The 18313-nt window shown below is 71.7% G+C and carries 12 protein-coding genes; 1 reads left to right on the top strand and 11 read right to left on the bottom strand.

Annotation, left to right across the window (positions count from 1 at the left end; all coding sequences use genetic code 11):
- Positions 1-3: 3 nt before the first annotated feature.
- From ACVJ1F_RS03905 to ACVJ1F_RS03895, 3 genes are all read right to left on the bottom strand, one after another.
- Positions 4-3201 carry a S8 family serine peptidase gene (locus ACVJ1F_RS03905; RefSeq protein ID WP_456884816.1) on the bottom strand — a complete coding sequence of 1066 codons (3198 nt, stop codon included), beginning with the start codon at positions 3199-3201 and terminating at the stop codon, positions 4-6.
- A 229-nt stretch (positions 3202-3430) separates the two neighbouring features.
- Positions 3431-4738, bottom strand: coding sequence for an alpha/beta hydrolase (locus tag ACVJ1F_RS03900; RefSeq protein ID WP_456884814.1), 1308 nt, complete (start codon positions 4736-4738; stop codon positions 3431-3433).
- A 109-nt stretch (positions 4739-4847) separates the two neighbouring features.
- The gene (locus ACVJ1F_RS03895; RefSeq protein ID WP_402751994.1) at positions 4848-5951 is read right to left on the bottom strand and encodes a helix-turn-helix transcriptional regulator; all 1104 of its coding nucleotides are present in this window, start codon (positions 5949-5951) and stop codon (positions 4848-4850) included.
- Between the two features lie 70 nt (positions 5952-6021).
- On the opposite strand from ACVJ1F_RS03895, the gene ACVJ1F_RS03890 reads away from it, so the two are divergent.
- Positions 6022-7506, top strand: a complete 1485-nt coding sequence (locus ACVJ1F_RS03890) for a mannosyltransferase family protein (RefSeq protein WP_456884812.1) — start codon at positions 6022-6024, stop codon at positions 7504-7506.
- Between the two features lie 117 nt (positions 7507-7623).
- On the opposite strand, the gene ACVJ1F_RS03885 is transcribed toward ACVJ1F_RS03890, so the two are convergent.
- The 8 genes from ACVJ1F_RS03885 to chvE form a co-directional block, all read right to left on the bottom strand.
- A complete protein-coding gene (locus ACVJ1F_RS03885; protein WP_056047824.1) occupies positions 7624-8637 on the bottom strand; it encodes an LLM class flavin-dependent oxidoreductase in 1014 nt (337 codons plus the stop codon).
- A gap of 152 nt (positions 8638-8789) precedes the next feature.
- Positions 8790-10319: an L-arabinose isomerase gene (araA, locus tag ACVJ1F_RS03880; RefSeq protein WP_056046727.1), complete on the bottom strand. Its 1530-nt coding sequence runs from the start codon at positions 10317-10319 to the stop codon at positions 8790-8792.
- Complete coding sequence (locus tag ACVJ1F_RS03875) at positions 10316-11029, bottom strand: L-ribulose-5-phosphate 4-epimerase (protein ID WP_043595113.1); 714 nt, start codon at positions 11027-11029, stop codon at positions 10316-10318. Before ACVJ1F_RS03875 ends, araA begins: the two co-directional genes overlap by 4 nt.
- The gene (gene araB / locus ACVJ1F_RS03870; protein ID WP_456884809.1) at positions 11026-12843 is read right to left on the bottom strand and encodes a ribulokinase; all 1818 of its coding nucleotides are present in this window, start codon (positions 12841-12843) and stop codon (positions 11026-11028) included. Before araB ends, ACVJ1F_RS03875 begins: the two co-directional genes overlap by 4 nt.
- 92 nt (positions 12844-12935) lie before the next feature.
- Positions 12936-13925 (bottom strand): LacI family DNA-binding transcriptional regulator, encoded by a 990-nt coding sequence (locus tag ACVJ1F_RS03865; RefSeq protein WP_056046729.1) that lies wholly within the window; start codon positions 13923-13925, stop codon positions 12936-12938.
- Between the two features lie 158 nt (positions 13926-14083).
- Positions 14084-15352: a multiple monosaccharide ABC transporter permease gene (gene mmsB, locus ACVJ1F_RS03860; protein ID WP_082460334.1), complete on the bottom strand. Its 1269-nt coding sequence runs from the start codon at positions 15350-15352 to the stop codon at positions 14084-14086.
- Positions 15339-16889: a multiple monosaccharide ABC transporter ATP-binding protein gene (gene mmsA, locus ACVJ1F_RS03855; protein ID WP_056046732.1), complete on the bottom strand. Its 1551-nt coding sequence runs from the start codon at positions 16887-16889 to the stop codon at positions 15339-15341. Before mmsA ends, mmsB begins: the two co-directional genes overlap by 14 nt.
- Before the next feature lie 103 nt (positions 16890-16992).
- Positions 16993-18147, bottom strand: a complete 1155-nt coding sequence (gene chvE / locus ACVJ1F_RS03850; RefSeq protein ID WP_056046734.1) for a multiple monosaccharide ABC transporter substrate-binding protein — start codon at positions 18145-18147, stop codon at positions 16993-16995.
- Positions 18148-18313: the final 166 nt, after the last annotated feature.

The raw sequence follows: 18313 nt of genomic DNA, 5'->3' as shown, positions 1-18313 counted from the left end.
GTGCTACCCGCGCCAGGGGAACCAGCCGTGGAAGAGGTCGCCGAGGGCGTTCCAGATCCACTGCAGGATGTCACCGAGGCTCCAGCCGCCGGGGTGTCCGGGCTGACCGGGGTGGCCGGGCTGGCCCGGGCCGGGACCCGGATCGGTGGGCGTCTCGGGCTCTTCTCCCGAGGCGACCGTGAGATAGGTGACCTGTCCGGTGTCGCCGTACACGACGCGGCCGAGGAAGGTCTGCTCGTAGGGCAGGCCCGTCCAGGACGCGGTCAGCGTCTCCGTCTCGCCCAGCCCTGCGGAGAGGGTAGCCGGGTCGACCGTGAAGCCTCCGACGGCCGTCGCCGGGTCGAGCAGGTACGACGTCAGCGTGTAGTCGAGCTGCCCGGCACCGCTGTAGAAGTCGACCAGCAGCACGTACTCTCCTGCCGCGGGGGCGTCGAGGTCGATCTGCTCGTCCGCCGAACCGGTGGCCGAGGACGCCGCGAGCCGGTCGGGCGCACCGTCGGCGCCGGCCGTGTAGAGGAGCAGGTCGAGGTCCGCGGTGTCGTCGGCGCTGTCGAGCACGAAGCGCGCGTGGCTGGTGCCCTCGGCGATCGTGACCGGCGTCTCGGCCGCCGCGGTGCCTGCCGCACCCGAGCCGGTCGTGACCTGCCCGGCGGCGAGGCCCTCGGTGGTGAGCGGCAGCTCGAGGGCGTCGCCCGCCGTGACGTCGAACGCCTTCTCGCCCGTGGCGCCCTCGCCGACCACCTCGGCCGGGGCCTGCAGCTGGACGGGGCGCACGGCGAGCGGGCTGCGCACGTCGCGGGTCCCGTCGGACCAGGTGAGGTAGCCGGTGGCGAACTGGTCGAGCTCCGCCGTCGTCCGGGTGAAGGTGACCGTGTAGTCCTGCTCCTCGCCCGCGGCGCCGAAGGTCAACGTCGAGGGTTCGACCGTCGCCGTCACGCCGTCCATCTCGATCGGGGCGACCGTGTAGGTCCCCGCCCCGGTCGAGGTGACGGTGCGCGTGACCTGGGCGGTGCCGGCCAGCGAGCCGACGCTGATCGACGGCAGGTTGAGCGACGAGTCCGTGCCCTCGACGGTGTCGATCGAGTCGACGTAGGCCTGCCAGTCGGCCGGACCGTTCTCGTAGAGCAGCCCGGGTTCGAGGAACGCGGTCGGGTCGACGTGGCCGGCGCCCTGGGCGAAGACGTCCCGGCTCGGAGCACCGTCCTCACCGACGAGGTCGTAGGCGGTCGTCATCATGGCCGACTTGACCTCGTCCGGGGTCCAGTCGGGGTGGACGTCCTTCGAGAGGTAGAGCGCGGCCAGACCGGCGATGTGGGGGGACGACATCGACGTGCCCGAGAGGAACTCGTACGTGCCGGGCTCGCCCTGCGCGTTGGCACCGTCGGCGAGGATCGCCACGCCGGGGGCCGAGATGTCGGGCTTCAGCAGGTTGCCACCGTCGGCCGTCACCGGGCCGCGCGACGAGAAGCCGGCGATCTGGGGGGTGGCGGGCTCGGGCAGTGCGCCCGGGTTGCCGTCGAGCAGGGTGACGGTGGCACCTTCGGTGTCGGCGTACGCGTGGACCGCGTCGTAGTCGTCGGCGTTGAGGTGGACCGTGGGGACGGCGTGTTCGTCGAGGTCGACCGAGCTGCTCGTCGGGTTGACCAGCACCATGCCGATGCCGCCGGCGCGCTCGACCTCGGCCGACTTGGCCGTGCGGTCGTAGACGCCGCGGTCGCAGAGCACGATCGTGCCGGCGGCCTTGGTCGGGTCGAGCGTGTCCGGTGCGCAGAGGGTCACCGCGGTGGCGTCGGCGCCGGCGGCCGCGACGGCGGTCGACGAGACGAAGTCGCCCGTCAGGCCGTCGGTGCCGGTCGGCACGGTGATCGAGCCGCCCAAGTAGTCGGTGCCGTCGGCGGTCCGAACCGTCGCGCTGTAGCTGGGGATGGTCGACGCCGCGACCGTGGTGATCCACGGTGCCGCGTTGTCGGCGGTGGTAGCGGTCGGGCCGTCGTTGCCGGCCGAGGCCGCCACGAAGACGCCGGCCGAGGCCGCGCCGAGGAACGCCTGGTCGGTGGCCGAGAAGGTGCTCGTGGCCCCGCCTCCGCCGATCGAGTAGTTGATGACGTCGACGCCGTCGGTGACCGCGGCCTCGATGGCGGCGATCAGGTCGAGCGTGGCGCAGCCGTCGTCGTCGGTGGCGACGCGGTCGGGGCCGTCCCAGCAGACCTTGTAGGCCGCGATCTTGGCGGCCGGGGCGACGCCCGAGACGGTGCCGAACGAACGGTCGCCGATGGTGGCCTCGACGTCGGCGTTGCCCGCGGCGGTCGACGCCGTGTGCGAGCCGTGGCCGTTGCCGTCGCGGGGAGAGAGGTACTCGCCCTGCTCCTCGGTGCCGATGTTGCCGACGCCGAAGCCGTCGACGAAGTAGCGCGCACCGATCAGCTTCGTGTTGCAGTCGCCGGCGTCGAACTGCACGCCGGTCTGGCACACGCCGGTGAAGGTGCCACCGTCGCCCTTGGCGAAGACGGTCCGGTCGCCGTCGAGGTGGGGTTCGGCGTCGCTGGCCGACCCCAGGGGGTCACCGGCGAACGAGGCGTTGCCCGCCGCGATGCCCGAGTCGATGATGCCGACGACGACGCCTTCGCCGGCCTTCTCGCGTCCGCCGACGGCGTCCCAGACGCCGCCGTTCCCCTCGGCGTCGCCCAGGCCGAGGAACTCGGTCGACGGCGTCGCCTGCAGCTTGAGCAGCTCGTTCTTCGAGACGGCGGCGACCGAGGGGTCGCTCGCGAGCTCGGCGGCCTGGGCGGCCGTGAGGTCGGCCGCGAAGGCGTTGGTCGTGATGGCGTAGCTCGCCTGGACGGTGGCGCCGGCCGCCGCCGCGACGTCCTGCTGGACGCCCTTCAGGTGCTCGGCGTAGTCCTGCACGGGAGCGCTCTGCGCGTCGAGGTCGCTGCCCTCGGGCACGGCCGTGCGGGCGAGGCCCGGCTGCCCGCCCTCGTAGGTCGCGGCCGCCGGCTCGCGCAACGTGACGATGTACTTGCCGTCGGAGAACTGGCTGTCGCCCACGACGGCCGGGCCGTCCGCGGCGAAGGAGGCGGTGGCCGGCACCGCGACGAGGCCCGCGGCGACGACGCCGGTGGCGAGGAGGGTGGCGAAGCCGCCACGGAGTCGGGTGCGGGGCGGAGCGGTCGGCCTGCGTCGGCCGGATGGTGTGATCACGGATCGCCTTTCGATGCACGTCGTTCGGGACGTGCTGTCGGTGGTGCGCCGCAGCCCCGGGCCGCGGTCGATCCATAAGAACTACCTGTGAATGTCGGTGACCCTCTAGTGGGGGCCATGGCCGAAACCGGCCACTGACCGGCTTCGGCCAGAGAGTTCACACGAGGAGGCGCGGGCGGGGCACCGACGTCGTCCCCCCTTCGGCGGACGGTCGCCTCGCCGCGCCTCCCTACCGCGTCGTCAGCCCGAGCCGCGCCGCCGCCCAGGCCGTCCCCGCGCCGAGCCCGCGCGACGCCGTCGACCAGTCGTGGCCGCTGCCGGGCACGACGTGGCGGGTGACGTCCATGCCTGCGGCCCGGGCGGCCGCCGCGACGACGGGCATCACGGGTCCGTAGCGCGAGTCGGTCCCGCCGACCGCGAAGAACCCGGCACTGTCGGCGTAGGGGGCCCGGGCGGCCAGCACGGCGAGCGGCTGGGCGGCGTCGTAGGCCGCCCGGTCGCCGGCGAAGCCGCGCTCGACCGTCGCCCGGGCTCCCCCGTCCAGCAGTGGTCCCCGCTGCCCCGAGACGTCGACGAACGAGGCGAAGAGCTCGGGGTGGCCCGCCGCCAGCTGGAGCGAACAGGTGCCGCCCTCCGAGAAGCCCGACACGGCCCACGCCCGACCGGGCGCCTGGACCGAGAGATGGCTCGTGATCCACCGGGGCACGTCGACCGTCAGGTAGGTCTCGCTGTGACCGAGGGGTCCGTCGACGCACATCGGGTTGTTGGTCGGCCGCTCGAGCTGGTCGGGCATCACGACGATCGGCGCGAGGCCGTGATGCGTGCGGGCGAGGGCGTCGAGGGTCTCGACCATCCGTCCGGCGTCGACGAGGTTCTCCGGCGCGGCGCCGGGACCCTGTCCGGACAGGACGACGTCGACGGGCAGGGGCGGCGGATCGGTCACGAGGGCGGCGGGCGGCAGGTACACCAGGGCGTCCCGCGCGTCGAAGTGGGACGCCGCGCCCGGGATGGCGACGCTGCCGAGCCGTCCGCGGGACGGCAGGTCGGCGGGTGCCCGCCAGGTGCGACCCAGGTCCGGTGCCGCCGGGGTCGACGTCCGGCCGGCCCGCACGGCCGCCCCCTGCGCGTCCGGGACGACGAGCGGCGAGACGTCCGACACGCCGAGCAGGGCCCCCACGGTCGGGAAGAGCCCGCTGTCGCGATCGATCGCGAGGCCCGTGGCGAGGGCCGTCACGACGATCGTCGAGGCGGCGAGGACCCGCCGCCCCGCGCCTCCGCGCACCACGGCGACCACGGCCCCGCCGACCACCGCCAGCAAGGCCCCGACCCAGAGACGGTCGACCCAGGTGGGCGGGACGTCGAGGACGTCCTCGACGTCTCCGAGCCACCAGGTGACCAGCGCGCCGAGGCAGGCCCCCAGCGCGGCGGCTGCGGCGACCCAGCGCCACCAGGTGCGGGCCCCGCGCGGACGGCGCACCGTCGAGACCACGAGTGCTCCGGCCACGGCGTACACGGCGGCGAGGGTGCCCGCGGACATCAGGGAGAGCCTCAGCACGAGGGCTCCGCACGGGGAGGATCGATCACGTCCGGGACGCTATCGAGGCGACTCGATGGGTGAGCCGTGAGAGGCCTGGGCGTCGGCTGACTCAGACCCAGCCGCGGCGCGCGGCCTCGACTCCGGCGTGGAACCGGTTGCTCGCGCCGAGCTCGTCGAAGAGGGCGTGCAGGCGCCGCCGGAGCGTGCGGGACGAGATGCCGAGCTGACCCGCGATCACCTCGTCGGTCGCCCCCGCCGCCACGAGGGCGAGCAGGTCGCGCTCGGCGGGGGTGGGGGGTCGCATCGCGAGTCGCGCCTCCTGGTCCCGCGACGGCACGGTGGCTCCCGACGTCGCCGGCACGGTCGACGACGACGCCAGTCGCGCGGCCACCGCGGCCCAGTCGACCGCGGCCCCACCGGCCCCCGGGGTGCCCGGCACGGGCAACGCGCTGCGCCACCGGGCCTCGAACAGGTCGTGGAGGGCGGCGACGAGCGGCTCGGACTCGGTCACGAGGGCCTCGGGCCGGTCGGGGTCGTGCCCGATCGAGACGAGGGCGACCCGGCGGTCGGCGACGGCGAGCTTGACCGGCAGGTCGTGCGTGATGCGGGCCTCCTCCCCGTCGGCGCCGAGGCGGTGGACGCCCTGCCAGCTGCCGTCGGCCGAGATGCTGGCGACCGTGTACACCGCCCGCCACCGCACGCCGCGCCCGAGGGCGACCCGCTGGGTGGACTCGTTCGACGCGACCACGTAGGGCGGACGGTCGAAGGCGACGAAGTCGGTGGTCGCCCGGTGCTCCAGCCTCGAGTACCAGTCCCCCACGGCCGCGTGACCGACGACCACCCGCGTGAGCTCGTCGGCGTCGTGCGGGCGGCGGCCCTCGTCGAACAGCGCTCCCAGCTCGGGCACGGCCGCGCGCACCTCGACGAGCGCGTCGGCACGCGCGGCGACGACGGCCGGCACGGCCACGCGCGGGTCCACCGCGCCGTAGCCCTCGCCCCCCGCCGAGCGCTGGACGAGCCCGAGCGAACGGAGGCGCTCCAGGGCGGCCAGGGCCGTCGCCTCGTCGAGGTGCACGGCCCGTGCCACGGCCTGGGGCGTCGGCCCGGCCGCCGCTCCCGCGGCGTCCGCCAGCCCGGCCCCGGCGACGACGTGACGGTAGACCGCGACGGCCACGTCGTCGATCCCGAGGGCGGCGAAGGACGGAAGGGGCACGGGACGATCTTGCCCCGTCACAGCCGACTCTTGGTAGCGTCGTCCAGATGACCGGACACGGGGCGGGGCGGTGAGCCGCGAGACGATCGCGTCGCCGTCGGCGGCGAGGCTGCGCCGACCCGGTTTCTCGGTCGGTCTCGCCGATCGGTTCTCGGGCAGCTGGCGCAGCGTGCTGGTCGTCTACCTCGCGTCGCGGCTGTTCTCGACGAGCGTCCTCTTCGCCGTCTACGAGGTCGCGAAACTCGCCGGTGCGACCTTCATCACCCCCGGCAGCGACCGCAGCTTCCTCGACTTCACCTCGTCGTGGGACGCCGACCGGTACCGCACCATCGCGCTGCACGGCTATCCCTCGACCCTGCCGACCGACGCGGCCGGCGAGGTGCTGCCGAACGAGTGGGCGTTCCTGCCGGTCTTCCCGTACCTCTGCCACTTGCTGATGGTCGCCACGGGCATGGACTTCGTCGTCGCCGCCCCTCTGCTCGCCACCGTCTTCGGTGCGGCCGCGGCGGTCGTCCTCCATCGCCTGCTGGTGACGAAGGTCGGACGCACCGGCGCCCTCTGGGCCGTGCTGCTGTTCTGCTTCGGACCGATGGCCTTCGTCATGTCGGTCGGCTACGCCGAGAGCCTCTTCCTCCTGCTGATGTTCGGCGGTCTGCTCGCCATGCAGCGGCGGAACTACCCGCTCGTGGCGGCGGCGGGCATCGTCGCCTCGTTCGTCCGACCCGGGGCGCTCGCCCTGGCGTTGGCGCTCGGCATCCACCTGATCGTGCGGTGGCACACCGAGCGGGAGCGGCCCGGGGCCCGCACGGCCGCTGCCGCTGCCTCGACCACGTCCTCCGCTTCGACCTCCGCTTCGACCTCGGCCTCGGCCACGGGGCACGGCGCGGCGGGTGCCGGCACGCCGTCCGCGTCGACGCCGCGGTCTCCCGGAGGCGCCGGGACGCGACGGATCGCGGGGATCGGCAGCGCGCCTCCTGCACTCGTCCTCGCCGCCCGCACGACGTTCCGTCGTGCCTGGGCCGGGCTGCGCGAATTCGTCGTCGGTGGCCGGATGCCGAAGCGTGAGTTGACGACGATCGTCGTGGCGGGGCTCTGGATGGCCGCGGCGGGACTCGCCTGGCCGGTGGTCGCCCACGTGGTCACGGGCCAGTCCGACGCCTACCTCGAGACCGAGATGGCCTGGTGGGTGGACTACGTCGGCCGCCCGGCGTTCGTGCCGTTGACCCCGTGGTTCCTCCTCGCCGGGCGGTGGCTGGGCATCGGGGGCATCGTGCTCGTGCTGGCCATCATCGCGTCGTTCACGTTCTGGGTGAGCCGACGCTCGACGCTGCGGCTCGGTCACGAGGTCGTCGCGTTCACCGCGGGGTTCTTCGCCTACCTCGTCGCGGTGTTCCTGCCCCAGCAGAGCCTGTTCCGCCTTCTCATGCCCCTCAGCCCCCTGCTCGGCACGCCCGCGATCTCGTCGCGACCGTGGGTGCGGCGCACGATGCTGCTCGGCGGGGCCGCGCTGCAGCCCGTCGCCGTCGTGTTCGTCTTCCTGTTCACCGCGCCGTAGCCGCCGGCGCGATCCCGGCCCCGACGGGCCGTGCGACGGCGGGCCGTGCGGGGGCGGGTCGGCAACAGCGGGCTATGCCGGGGCGGGGCCGTGCGGCGGCGGGCTGGCGCCGACGCGCTACGCGGCGGCGGGGGCCAGCTGCATCGCGTCGGCGAGGAGCGCGACCGACCGGAGGCGCGCCTCCGTCGACGACGCCGAGTGCGCGACGATCAGCTCGTCGGCCTGGGCGGTGCGGGCGAACTGCTCCATGTACTCGCGTGCGTCGCCGGGCGTGCCGACGGCGGTGTAGGTCGTCATGGTCTGGACGTGCTGCCCCACCGGGGTGCGCAGCAGGTGGTCGAGCTCGTCGTCGCCGAACTCGCGGGTGGGGTCGATCTGCCCGCTCTGGCGCAGCAGCATCATGAGGCGCTGACGCTTGACGGCGGCGAACTGCGTGTCGGCGTCGTCCGCGTCGTCGGAGACGATCGCGTTGACGGCGGCGAGCACGTACGGCTCGCTCAGCTGGGTCGACGGCTGGAACTCGCGACGGTAGGCCGAGACGGCGTCCACCAGGTCACCGGGGGCGAAGTGCGAGGCGAAGGCGTAGGGCAGACCGAGGGCGGCGGCGAGCTTGGCACCGAACAGCGACGAACCGAGGATGTACAGCGGCACGTTCGTGCCCGCCCCGGGGACGGCCTGGACGCCGGCGACGCGCGACTCCCCCGCGAGGAACGCCTGCAGTTCGACGACGTCCTGCGGGAATCGCTCGGACGACGAGGGGTCGCGGCGCATGGCACGGAACGTGGCCTGGTCGCTGCCGGGGGCTCGGCCGAGGCCGAGGTCGATGCGCCCCGGGTGCAGGGTCTCGAGGGTGCCGAACTGCTCGGCGATGGCGAGCGGCGAGTGGTTCGGGAGCATGACGCCGCCCGAGCCGAGGCGGATGGTCGAGGTCTGGCTCGCGATGTGGGCGATCAACACCGACGTCGCGCTCGAGGCGATGGAGGCCATGTTGTGGTGCTCGGCGTACCAGACCCGCCGGTACCCGCTCGCCTCGGCCTGCTGCGCCAGGGCCACGGAGGCCGCGAAGCTCTCGCGCACGGTCTGGCCGGGTGCGACGGGGGCGAGGTCGAGGATCGAGAGGGGAATGCTCATGCGGGGGTGAACAACGACGGGCGTCGTCGTATGCCCCGCGAGGCAAAACGAGTGGTCCCGGACCGTCGTCCGCCGTGGGGCGGAGGACGATCCGGGACCACTCGATGCGCGGACGGCACGGAGGGGCGCGGAGGGCGCGAGTCGGGTGCGGCCTACAGGCCGCGGGCGAGGCGGTGGTACGCGGCGTTCCAGGCGACCTCGTGACGGAAGTCGCGGATGCGGGTGTCCTCGTCGATCACGAGCAGCTCGGTCTCGACGATGCGGGCGAGGTCCTCGAAGGCCTCGAGCCCGACCGCGGTCGACATGACCGTGTGGTGGGCGGCGCCGGCCGTCAGCCACGCCTCGGCCGACACGGCGAACGACGGACGGGGCTTCCACACCGCGCGCCCCACCGGGAGGTTCGGCAGGTCCTCGTCGGGGTCGACCACGTCGACGACGTTGACCGTCAGGCGGAAGCGGTCGCGCACGTCGCTCATCGCGACGACGACGGCCGGGCCGGGGTCGGCGGAGAAGACCAGGCGCACCGGGTCGTCCTTGCCGCCGATGCCGAGCGCGTGCACCTCGAGGGAGGCGCGGCCCGACGTCAGCGCCGGGCTGACCTCGAGCATGTGCGCCCCGAGGATCTTCTCCTCGCCGGGCACCAGGTGGTACGTGTAGTCCTCCATCAAGGAGGCGCCACCCGGCAGCCCGGCGCCCATCACGTTGGCCGCACGCACCAGCACCGAGGTCTTCCAGTCGCCCTCGGCACCGAAGCCGTAGCCCTCGGCCATCAGGCGCTGGACCGCGAGGCCGGGCAGCTGCTTGAGTGCACCCAGGTCTTCGAAGTTCGTCGTGAAGGCACTGAACCCGCCCTCTTCGAGGAACGAGCGCAGACCGATCTCGATCGCCGCACCGTCTCGGAGCGACTGGTGACGCTCGCCGCCCGCCCGCAGCGCGGGGACCACGTCGTACTCGGCCTCGTACACCGCGACGAGCGCGTCGATCGCCGTCTCGGACGCCGCGGCGACGGCCTCGGCCAGTTCGTTGACGCCCCAGGTGTTGACCTGGACGCCGAAGGCCAGCTCGGCCTCGGTCTTGTCGCCCTCGGTCACGCCGACGAAGCGCATGTTGTCGCCGAAGCGTGCCAGCTTGAGCGAGCGCATGGCCGAGGCGCCCGCGGCGGCGCGCATCCAGGTGCCGACCTGCTGCTGCACGCGCGGGTCGCTGACGTGGCCGACGACGGTCTTGCGGGGCACCCCGAGACGGGTCTGCATGTAGCCGAACTCGCGGTCGCCGTGGGCGGCCTGGTTGAGGTTCATGAAGTCGAAGTCGATGTCGGCCCAGGGCAGCGCGACGTTGGCCTGCGTGTGCAGGTGCAGCAGCGGCTTGCGCAGGGCGTCGAGGCCGCCGATCCACATCTTGGCCGGGCTGAAGGTGTGCATCCAGGCCGTGACGCCGATGACCGAGTCGTCGAGGTTCGCCTCGAGCATGGTGCGACGGATCGCGTCGGCGTCGGTCAGGACGGGCTTCCAGACGAGGCGCACGGGCACGTCGGAGGCGGCGGCGAGTTCGTCGGCGATGGCACGCGACTGGTCGGCGACCTGTTGGAGCGTCTCTTCGCCGTAGAGGCCCTGGCTGCCGGTGAGGAACCAGACCTCGCGCGAGGCGAGGAAGGCGGTGGGGTCGAGGGTGTCGTTCGTCACTTCAGTTCTCCTGCGGGTGCTTGTCCGTAGACGTTCTGGTACCGGTCGAAGAGGGCGTCGATGCTCTCTGCCGGGATGGGGATGGGTTCGCCGAGCTGGCGGGTGATGTGGACGGTGCGGGCCACGTCCTCGGTCATGACGGCGGCCTTGACCGCGTCGCGGGCGTCCTTGCCGATCGTGAAGACGCCGTGGTTCTGCATCAGCACGGCCCGGCTGCGGTGCCCCTCGAGCGTCGCGACGATGCCGCGGCCGATCGAGTCGTCGCCGATGATCGCGAACGGCCCCACGGGGATCTCGCCGCCGAACTCGTCGGCCATCGCCGTGATCACGCACGGGATCGCCTCGCCGCGCGCGGCCCAGGCCGTGGCGTAGGTCGAGTGCGTGTGCACGACTCCCCCGACGTGCGGCATGGTGCGGTAGACGTAGGCGTGGGCGGCGGTGTCGCTGGACGGACTGCGGTCGCTGCCCGGCGTGCCCTCGACCACGGTGCCGTCGAGGCGGCAGAGGATCTGGTTCTCGGCCGTGAGGTCGTCGTAGAGCACCCCGCTGGGCTTGATCACGAAGAGGTCGGTGCCGGGCACGCGACCCGACACGTTGCCGCCCGTCCAGACGACGAGCCCGTAGCGCACCAGCTCGGCGTGCAGGGTGGCGACGTCTTCTCGGGTGGCGTCGATGGCCGCCTGCGTCGAGCGGTCGATCCAGCCGGTCATGCGGTCACCTGCGCGTCGCTCGTGGCGGAGGCCGTGGCGTCCTGCTCGACGGCATCCGTGCCTCCACCGCCCTCGGTCGTCGCCGAGGGAGCCGAGGAGGCGCGGGTCGCCTCGCGACGCATCGCCCGCAGGCGGTGCATCACGTCGTTGCCGCCCCGACCGAACCAGTCGTGCAGCAGCAGGTACTCGGCGTACAACGCGTCGTAGGCGTCGGCGGCCGCCTCGTCGGGGACGTAGGTCGCCCGGTCGACGCTGCCCATGGCCTCGGCCGCGGCGCGGATGTCGGCGTAGGCGCCCGCGGCGACGGCGGCGTGGATGGCCGACCCGAGGGCCGGGCCCTGCTCGCTCGTGATGGTCGAGATCGGCAGGCGCAGCACGTCGCTGTAGGTCTGCATGAGGTGGGCGTTCTTGAGCAGGCCGCCCGCGGCGATGAACTCGGTGACCGGCACGCCCGACTCCTCGAAGGCCTGGACGATGCGGCGCGTGCCGAACGCCGTGGCCTCGAGCAAGGCCCGGTAGCCCTCTTCGGGCGTCGTGCTGAGCGTCTGGCCGACGATGACGCCGCTCAGCTCGTGGTCGACGAGCACCGAGCGGTTGCCGCTGTGCCAGTCGAGGGCCACGAGGCCATGGGCCCCGACGGGCTGCTCGTAGGCGAGGTCGGTGAGGTGCTGGTGCACGCTCTTGCCGGCCGCCGCGGCGTCGTCGACCGACGACTGCGGCACCTGGTTCTTCACGTACCAGGCGAAGATGTCGCCGACGCCGGACTGACCGGCCTCGTAGCCGTAGAGGCCGTCGACGATGCCACCGTCGACGACGCCGCACATGCCGGGCACCTCGGCGAGCTTGTCGCCGTTCATGACGTGGCAGGTGCTCGTGCCCATGATGGCGACCATCTGGCCGGGCTGCGTGGCCTTGGCGGCCGGGGCCGTGACGTGCGCGTCGACGTTGCCGACGGCCACGGCGATGCCCTCGGGCAGTCCGGTCCAGCCGGCGGCCTCGGCCGTCAGCGTGCCCGCGACGTCGCCCAGGGCGCCGATCTCGTGCACGACCTTGGTCTCGGCGAAGTCGGCGAAGTCGGGGTTGAGGGCGGCGAGGAACTCGCGGCTGGGGTACTCGCCGTCCTGGTAGATGCCCTTGTACCCGGCGGTGCAGGCGTTGCGGACGTAGCGCCCGCTGAGCTGCCAGACGATCCAGTCGGCGGCCTCGACCCAGTGCTCGGTCGCGGCGTAGACCTCGGGGTCCTCTTCGAGCAGCTGCAGGCCCTTGGCGAACTCCCACTCGCTCGAGATGAGCCCGCCGTACCGGGGCAGCCACGACTCGCCACGCGACGCGGCCAGCTCGTTGATGCGGTCGGCCTGGCCCTGCGCGGCGTGGTGACGCCACAGCTTGACGAACGCGTGCGGGCGGTCGGCGAAGCGGTCGAGCTCGTTGAGCGGGGTGCCGTCGGCGGTGGTCGGGACCATGGTGCAGGCCGTGAAGTCGGTGCCGATGCCGACGACCGCGGCGGGGTCGACGCCCGACGCGCGGAGGGCCTCGGGAACGGCGTTCTTCAGCACGTCGACGTAGTCGGACGGCACCTGCAGGGCCCAGTCGGCGGGCAGGCGCTCGCCCGTTCCGGGCAGCGTGCGGTCGACCACCGCGTGCGGGTACTCGAACGTGGCGCTGGCCAGTTCGGCGCCGTCGCGCACGCGCACGACGACCGCGCGGCCACTGAGCGTGCCGTAGTCGACGCCGACGACGTACGTCTCGGCCGAGGCGCCGGTGGGGTCGGGGGCCGCGGGCGACGGGTCGGAGGGGATGGCGGTCTCAGCCATGGAACGTCCTTGTCCTGATGCGAAAGTGAGCGCTCACATTCTCACATGAGCGAGTGGGACCGTGCAATCTCGCACGGGCGGTTCGGGGTCGGTCAGCGGGCCGGGGCGGCCGTCGAGCGGCGGACGACGAGCTCGGGGTCGAGCGCCGCCACGGGCGCCTCGTCACCGGCGAGGACGGCCTCGACGGTCGTCATGAGTCGGCGCCCGAGCGCCTCGAAGTCCTGCCGCACGGTGGTCAGCGGCGGGACGAAGTGTTCGGCCTCGGGGATGTCGTCGAAGCCGACGATGCTCACGTCACGCGGCACGACCCGACCGGCGTCGACGTACGCGTGCACGACGCCGAGCGCCATCTGGTCGTTGCCGCAGAACACGGCCGTGACGTCGTCGCGTCCGGCCAGCTCTCGGCCGATGCGATGACCGGAGCCCGGGGTCCAGTCGCCGCGCAGCAGCACCGTCGAGTCGACGCCGAGCCGTTCGCAGGCCTCGCGCCAGCCCCGCTCGCGGTCGCGGCCGTCCATCCACCCGTCGGGCCCGGCGACGTGGGCGATGCGGCGGTGACCGAGCGAGACGAGGTGCTCGACGGCCGCCTCGGCCCCGGCGGCCTGGTCGAACGAGACCGTGTGGTGGCCGTCCTCGGCCTCGCTGTCGGCGGTGACCAGCGGCACCGACACCCCGGAACGCCGCAGCACCTCGAGGGCCTCGGCGTCGGGCGCGATGAGCACGATGGCCGCCACGTTCTGGCCCACCAAGGAGTCGAGGGCCTGCCGCATGCCCTGCCGGTCGTCGACGTCGAGGGTGGCCATCGACACCTGGTACCCGGCTCGTCGGGCGGCACCGTTGAAGCCGTGCATCGTGCTCGACGGCCCGTAGAACGGGAACCCCGTGCTGATCACGCCGAGCGACCTCGTCTTGCGGCTGGCCAGCGCCCGGGCGGTGAGGCTCGGCCGGTAGTGGAGCTCGTCGATGGCGACGTCGACCTTGGCCTTGGTGGCGGGACGGACCGTCGGGTCGCCGTTGACGACCCGCGAGACGGTCTGGTGCGAGACGCCGGCTGCGGCCGCGACGTCGAAGAGGGTTGCCACGAGGTGATCCTAGTTCGGTTCGGTTTTCGGGACGGTGGCGTCGTGTGCGGCCGGCCCGCGCCTCCTGCGGTCTGGTCGGTGCCCGCCGGGGGCGGGGAGACGAGGAGGCGCGGCTCCCGTGACCGGGAACCGCGCCTCTCGCGGATGGTGGCCGCTCGTTACTTGCCGGACGAGGCGGCGCGACGCTTGTTGAAGACGTCGAACGCGACCGCGGCGAGCAGCACGAGGCCCTTGATCAGGGACTGGTACTCGGTGCCGACGCCGAGGATCGACATGCCGTTGTTCAGGATGCCGATGATGAGACCACCGACGATGGCGCCGGTGACCGTGCCGATGCCGCCGGTGACGGCGGCGCCACCGATGAACACGGCCGCGATGGCGTCGAGCTCGAACCCGTTGCCGGCGCTGGGGCTGGCGAGGTTCAGCTGACCGGTGAAGACGACGCCGGCCAGGGCGGCGATGACGCCCATGTTGACGAAGAGCAGGAACGTGACGCGCTTCGTCTTGACGCCGGACAGCTCGGCGGCGTGCAGGTTGCCACCGATCGCGTAGACGTGACGACCGAACACCGAGTTCTTCATGATCATCGAGTACGCGACGACGAGCACCGCGAGCACGACCAGGACGATCGGGGTGCCCGAGTAGCTGGCGAGCAGGAACCCGACGTACATGACCAGGGCGACCGTGAAGACCATCTTGGTGATGAACCACAGGAAGGGCTCGTCCTCGAGCTGGTACTTGCGACGCGTGGCACGGCCGCGGAGGCCGGTGCCGATGAGGGCCAACGAGGCGACGGCGCCGAGGACGAGCGTCAGCGGCTCGTACCCGGTGGTGCCGAAGGCGGGCAGGAAGCCCGACCCGATGTCGCGGAACCCCTGGGGGAAGGGCGAGATCTGCTGGCTCTGGAGGGCGATCTGGGCGGCACCGCGGAACGCGAGCATGCCGGCCAGGGTGACGATGAACGCCGGGATGCCGAAGTAGGCGATCCAGAAGCCCTGCCAGGCCCCGACCAGGGCGCCGAGCACGAGGCAGAGCACGACGGCGAGCGGCCAGGGCAGGCCCCACTGGGTGATCATGACGCCGGCCATGGCGCCGGTGAAGGCGACGATGGAGCCGACCGAGAGGTCGATGTGGCCGGCGATGATGACCATCACCATGCCGATGGCCAGGATCAGGATGTAGCTGTTCTGGACCACCAGGTTCGACACGTTGATCGGTGCCAGCGTGATGCCGTTCGTGGTGACCTGGAAGAACAGCACGATGACGATCAGCGCGATGAACAGGCCGATCTGGCGCAGCTGCCCGCCGAGGTACGAGACGGCACCCGTGATCGGGTTGCCACCCGAACCGGACTGCGGCTGACGGGAGGTGGGCGACCCGCCCGTGGGCTTCGGGTCGGTGGCCTGGGTGGGGCTAGGCGCGCTCATTGACGGGGCTCTCTCGTTCGAGGGTCATGTACTTCAGGAGGAATTCGGGGGTCGCCTCGGCGATCGGAACGTCGGCCGTGATGCGCCCCTCCGAGAGGGTGTAGATGCGGTCGCAGATGCCGAGCAGTTCGGGCAGCTCGGACGAGATGACGATGACGCCCTTGCCCGCGTCGGCGAGCTGGTTGATGATCGTGTAGATCTCGTACTTGGCGCCGACGTCGATGCCACGGGTGGGCTCGTCGAGGATGAGCACGTCGGGGTCGGCGTACATCCACTTCGACAGCACGACCTTCTGCTGGTTGCCGCCCGAGAGCTTTCCCGTCACCGACGCCACGGTGGGCGCCTTGATGTTCATGCTCTTGCGGAAGCGCTCGGCGACGGTGCTCTCTTCGGACCGGTTGACGAAGCCCCAGTTGGCGAGCTTGCCGAGGGCCGAACCGGACACGTTGCGCGTGATGTCGTCGATCAGGTTGAGGCCGTACTTCTTGCGGTCCTCGGTGGCGTAGGCGAGACCCGCGGCGATGGCCTTGCTGACCGTCGACGTGTCGATCTTCTCGCCGCGCTTGTAGACGGTGCCCGAGATGCCGGTGCCGTAGCTCTTGCCGAAGACGCTCATCGCGAGTTCGGTGCGTCCGGCGCCCATCAGCCCGGCGATGCCGACGATCTCGCCGGCCTTCACGGCGAGGTTGGCCTGGTGGATGATCTCGCGCGTCGAGTCGAGGGGGTGGTGGACGGTCCAGTCCTCGATGCGCAGCAGCTCGTCGCCGACCTTCGACTCGTGGGCCGGGTAACGGCTCTCGAGGTCGCGGCCGACCATGCCCTTGATGATGCGGTCCTCGGACACCTCGTCGGCGTGCATGTCGAGGGTCTCGATCGTCTTGCCGTCGCGGATGATCGTCACCTTGTCGGCGATCGCCTTGATCTCGTTGAGCTTGTGGCTGATGATGATCGACGTGATGCCCTGCCCCTGCAGGCTCTTGATCAGGTCGAGCAGGTGGGCCGAGTCGTCGTCGTTCAGGGCGGCGGTGGGCTCGTCGAGGATGAGGATCTTCACGCGCTTCGAGAGCGCCTTGGCGATCTCGACCAGCTGCTGCTTGCCGACTCCGATGTCGACCACCTTGGTGACCGGGTTGTCGCGCAGGCCGACGCGGGCCAGCAGGCCGGCGGCGTCGAGGTTGGTCTTGTTCCAGTCGATGAAGCCGTTCTTGGACTGCTCGTTGCCGAGGAAGATGTTCTCGGCGATCGAGAGGAACGGGCTGAGCGCCAGCTCTTGGTGGATGATGACGACGCCCGCGGCCTCGGAGTCGTTGATGTTCTTGAAGTCGACGGGCTGGCCGTCGAGCAGGATCTGACCGTCGAACGAGCCGCTCGGGTAGACGCCCGAGAGCACCTTCATGAGCGTCGACTTGCCGGCGCCGTTCTCGCCGCAGATCGCGTGGACCTGGCCGCGCTCGACCTCGAGCGTGACGTCCTGCAGGGCCTTGACGCCGGGGAACGTCTTGGTGATCTCCCGCATCTCGAGGATCGTGTTCGCCACGTGTTCCTTCTTCCGTGTGTCGGGTGGGTGCCGCTGGGGAGCAGAGAAACGAGGAGGCGCTGGTCGGCGACCGGCGCCTCCTCGGTTCTCGCAGGGGAGGGACCTACTTGAGGTCGGCCTCGGTGTAGTAGCCGCTGTCGATCAGGACCTCTTTGTAGTTGTCCTTCGTGACGATGGTCGGCTGGAAGAGGTACGTCGGGACGACCTTCACCCCGTTGTCGTACGTCTTGTCGTCGTTCGTCTCGGGCGTCTTGCCGGTGAGCAGGTCGTCGGCCATCACCACGGACTGGTCGGCGAGCTGACGCGTGTCCTTGTAGATGGTCGAGTACTGCTGACCCTCGATGATCGACTTGACCGAGGCGGCCTCGGCGTCCTGGCCGGTGATGACCGGGAGGGCGTCGCTGGTGTAGCCGGCACCCTCGAGCGCCGAGATGATGCCGATCGAGATGCCGTCGTAGGGCGAGAGCACGCCGTCGAGCTTGGTGCCGCCCGAGTAGGTCGAGGCGATCAGGTTCTGCATGCGGGCCTTGGCGGTGGCCGGGTCCCATGCCGCGGTGGCGGCCTGCGTGAACTGGTCCTGACCGGAGCCGATGGTCAGCGAACCGTCTTCGATGTAGGGCTTGAGGGTGTCCATCGCGCCGTTGAAGAAGAAGGTGGCGTTGTTGTCGTCCGAGCTGCCGGCGAAGACCTCGATGGTCTTGGGCGAGGCGCCGTCGACCTTCTTGCCGTCGGCGTCGGCGAGGCCGAGACCGGTCAGGAGGCTGGTGCCCTGGTCGACGCCGACCTTGTAGTTGTCGAACGAGACGTAGTAGTCGACGTTCTCGTTGCCCGTCAGCAGGCGGTCGTACGAGATGACCTTGATGCCGGCCTTGGCGGCCGAGTCGAGCTGGTCGCTGAGCGAGCCACCGTCGATCGAGGCGACGATGAGGACCTTCGCGCCCTTGGTGATCATGTTGCTGATCTGCTGGACCTGCTGGGGGATCTTGTTGTCGGCGTACTCGAGGTCGACCTTGTAGCCCTTGTCCTCGAGGGCGCTCTTGACGGCGTCGCCGTCCTTGATCCAGCGCTCGGACACCTTGGTGGGCATCGCGACGCCGACCAGCGCACCGGCGTTGTCGCCGCTGCTGCTGCCGCCGGCGTCACCGCCGCGTCCGCCGCCGCCGCCGGAGCAGGCGGCCAGGGAGAATGCCATGCCGACGGCGACGATGCCGACGAGGAGCTTTTTCTTCACGGTTGTTCCATTCGTGTCAGGTGTCATCTCGACGGCGTCGTCGATGACGGGTGATGGTGCTGTGAGGGGATCTCTGTGGTGCGGGCGCTCGACGGCTCGGGTGGCCGGGGACGCGCCGGGCCGACGGGTGCGCGAGGCCTGCCCGTCGGGGCTGAGGGGACGTCAGGCCGGGGCGACCGCGAGGAGGCGCGGG

This window comes from Frigoribacterium sp. 2355 (assembly GCF_054060695.1).
This window is presented reverse-complemented; position numbering and strand designations above follow the sequence as displayed.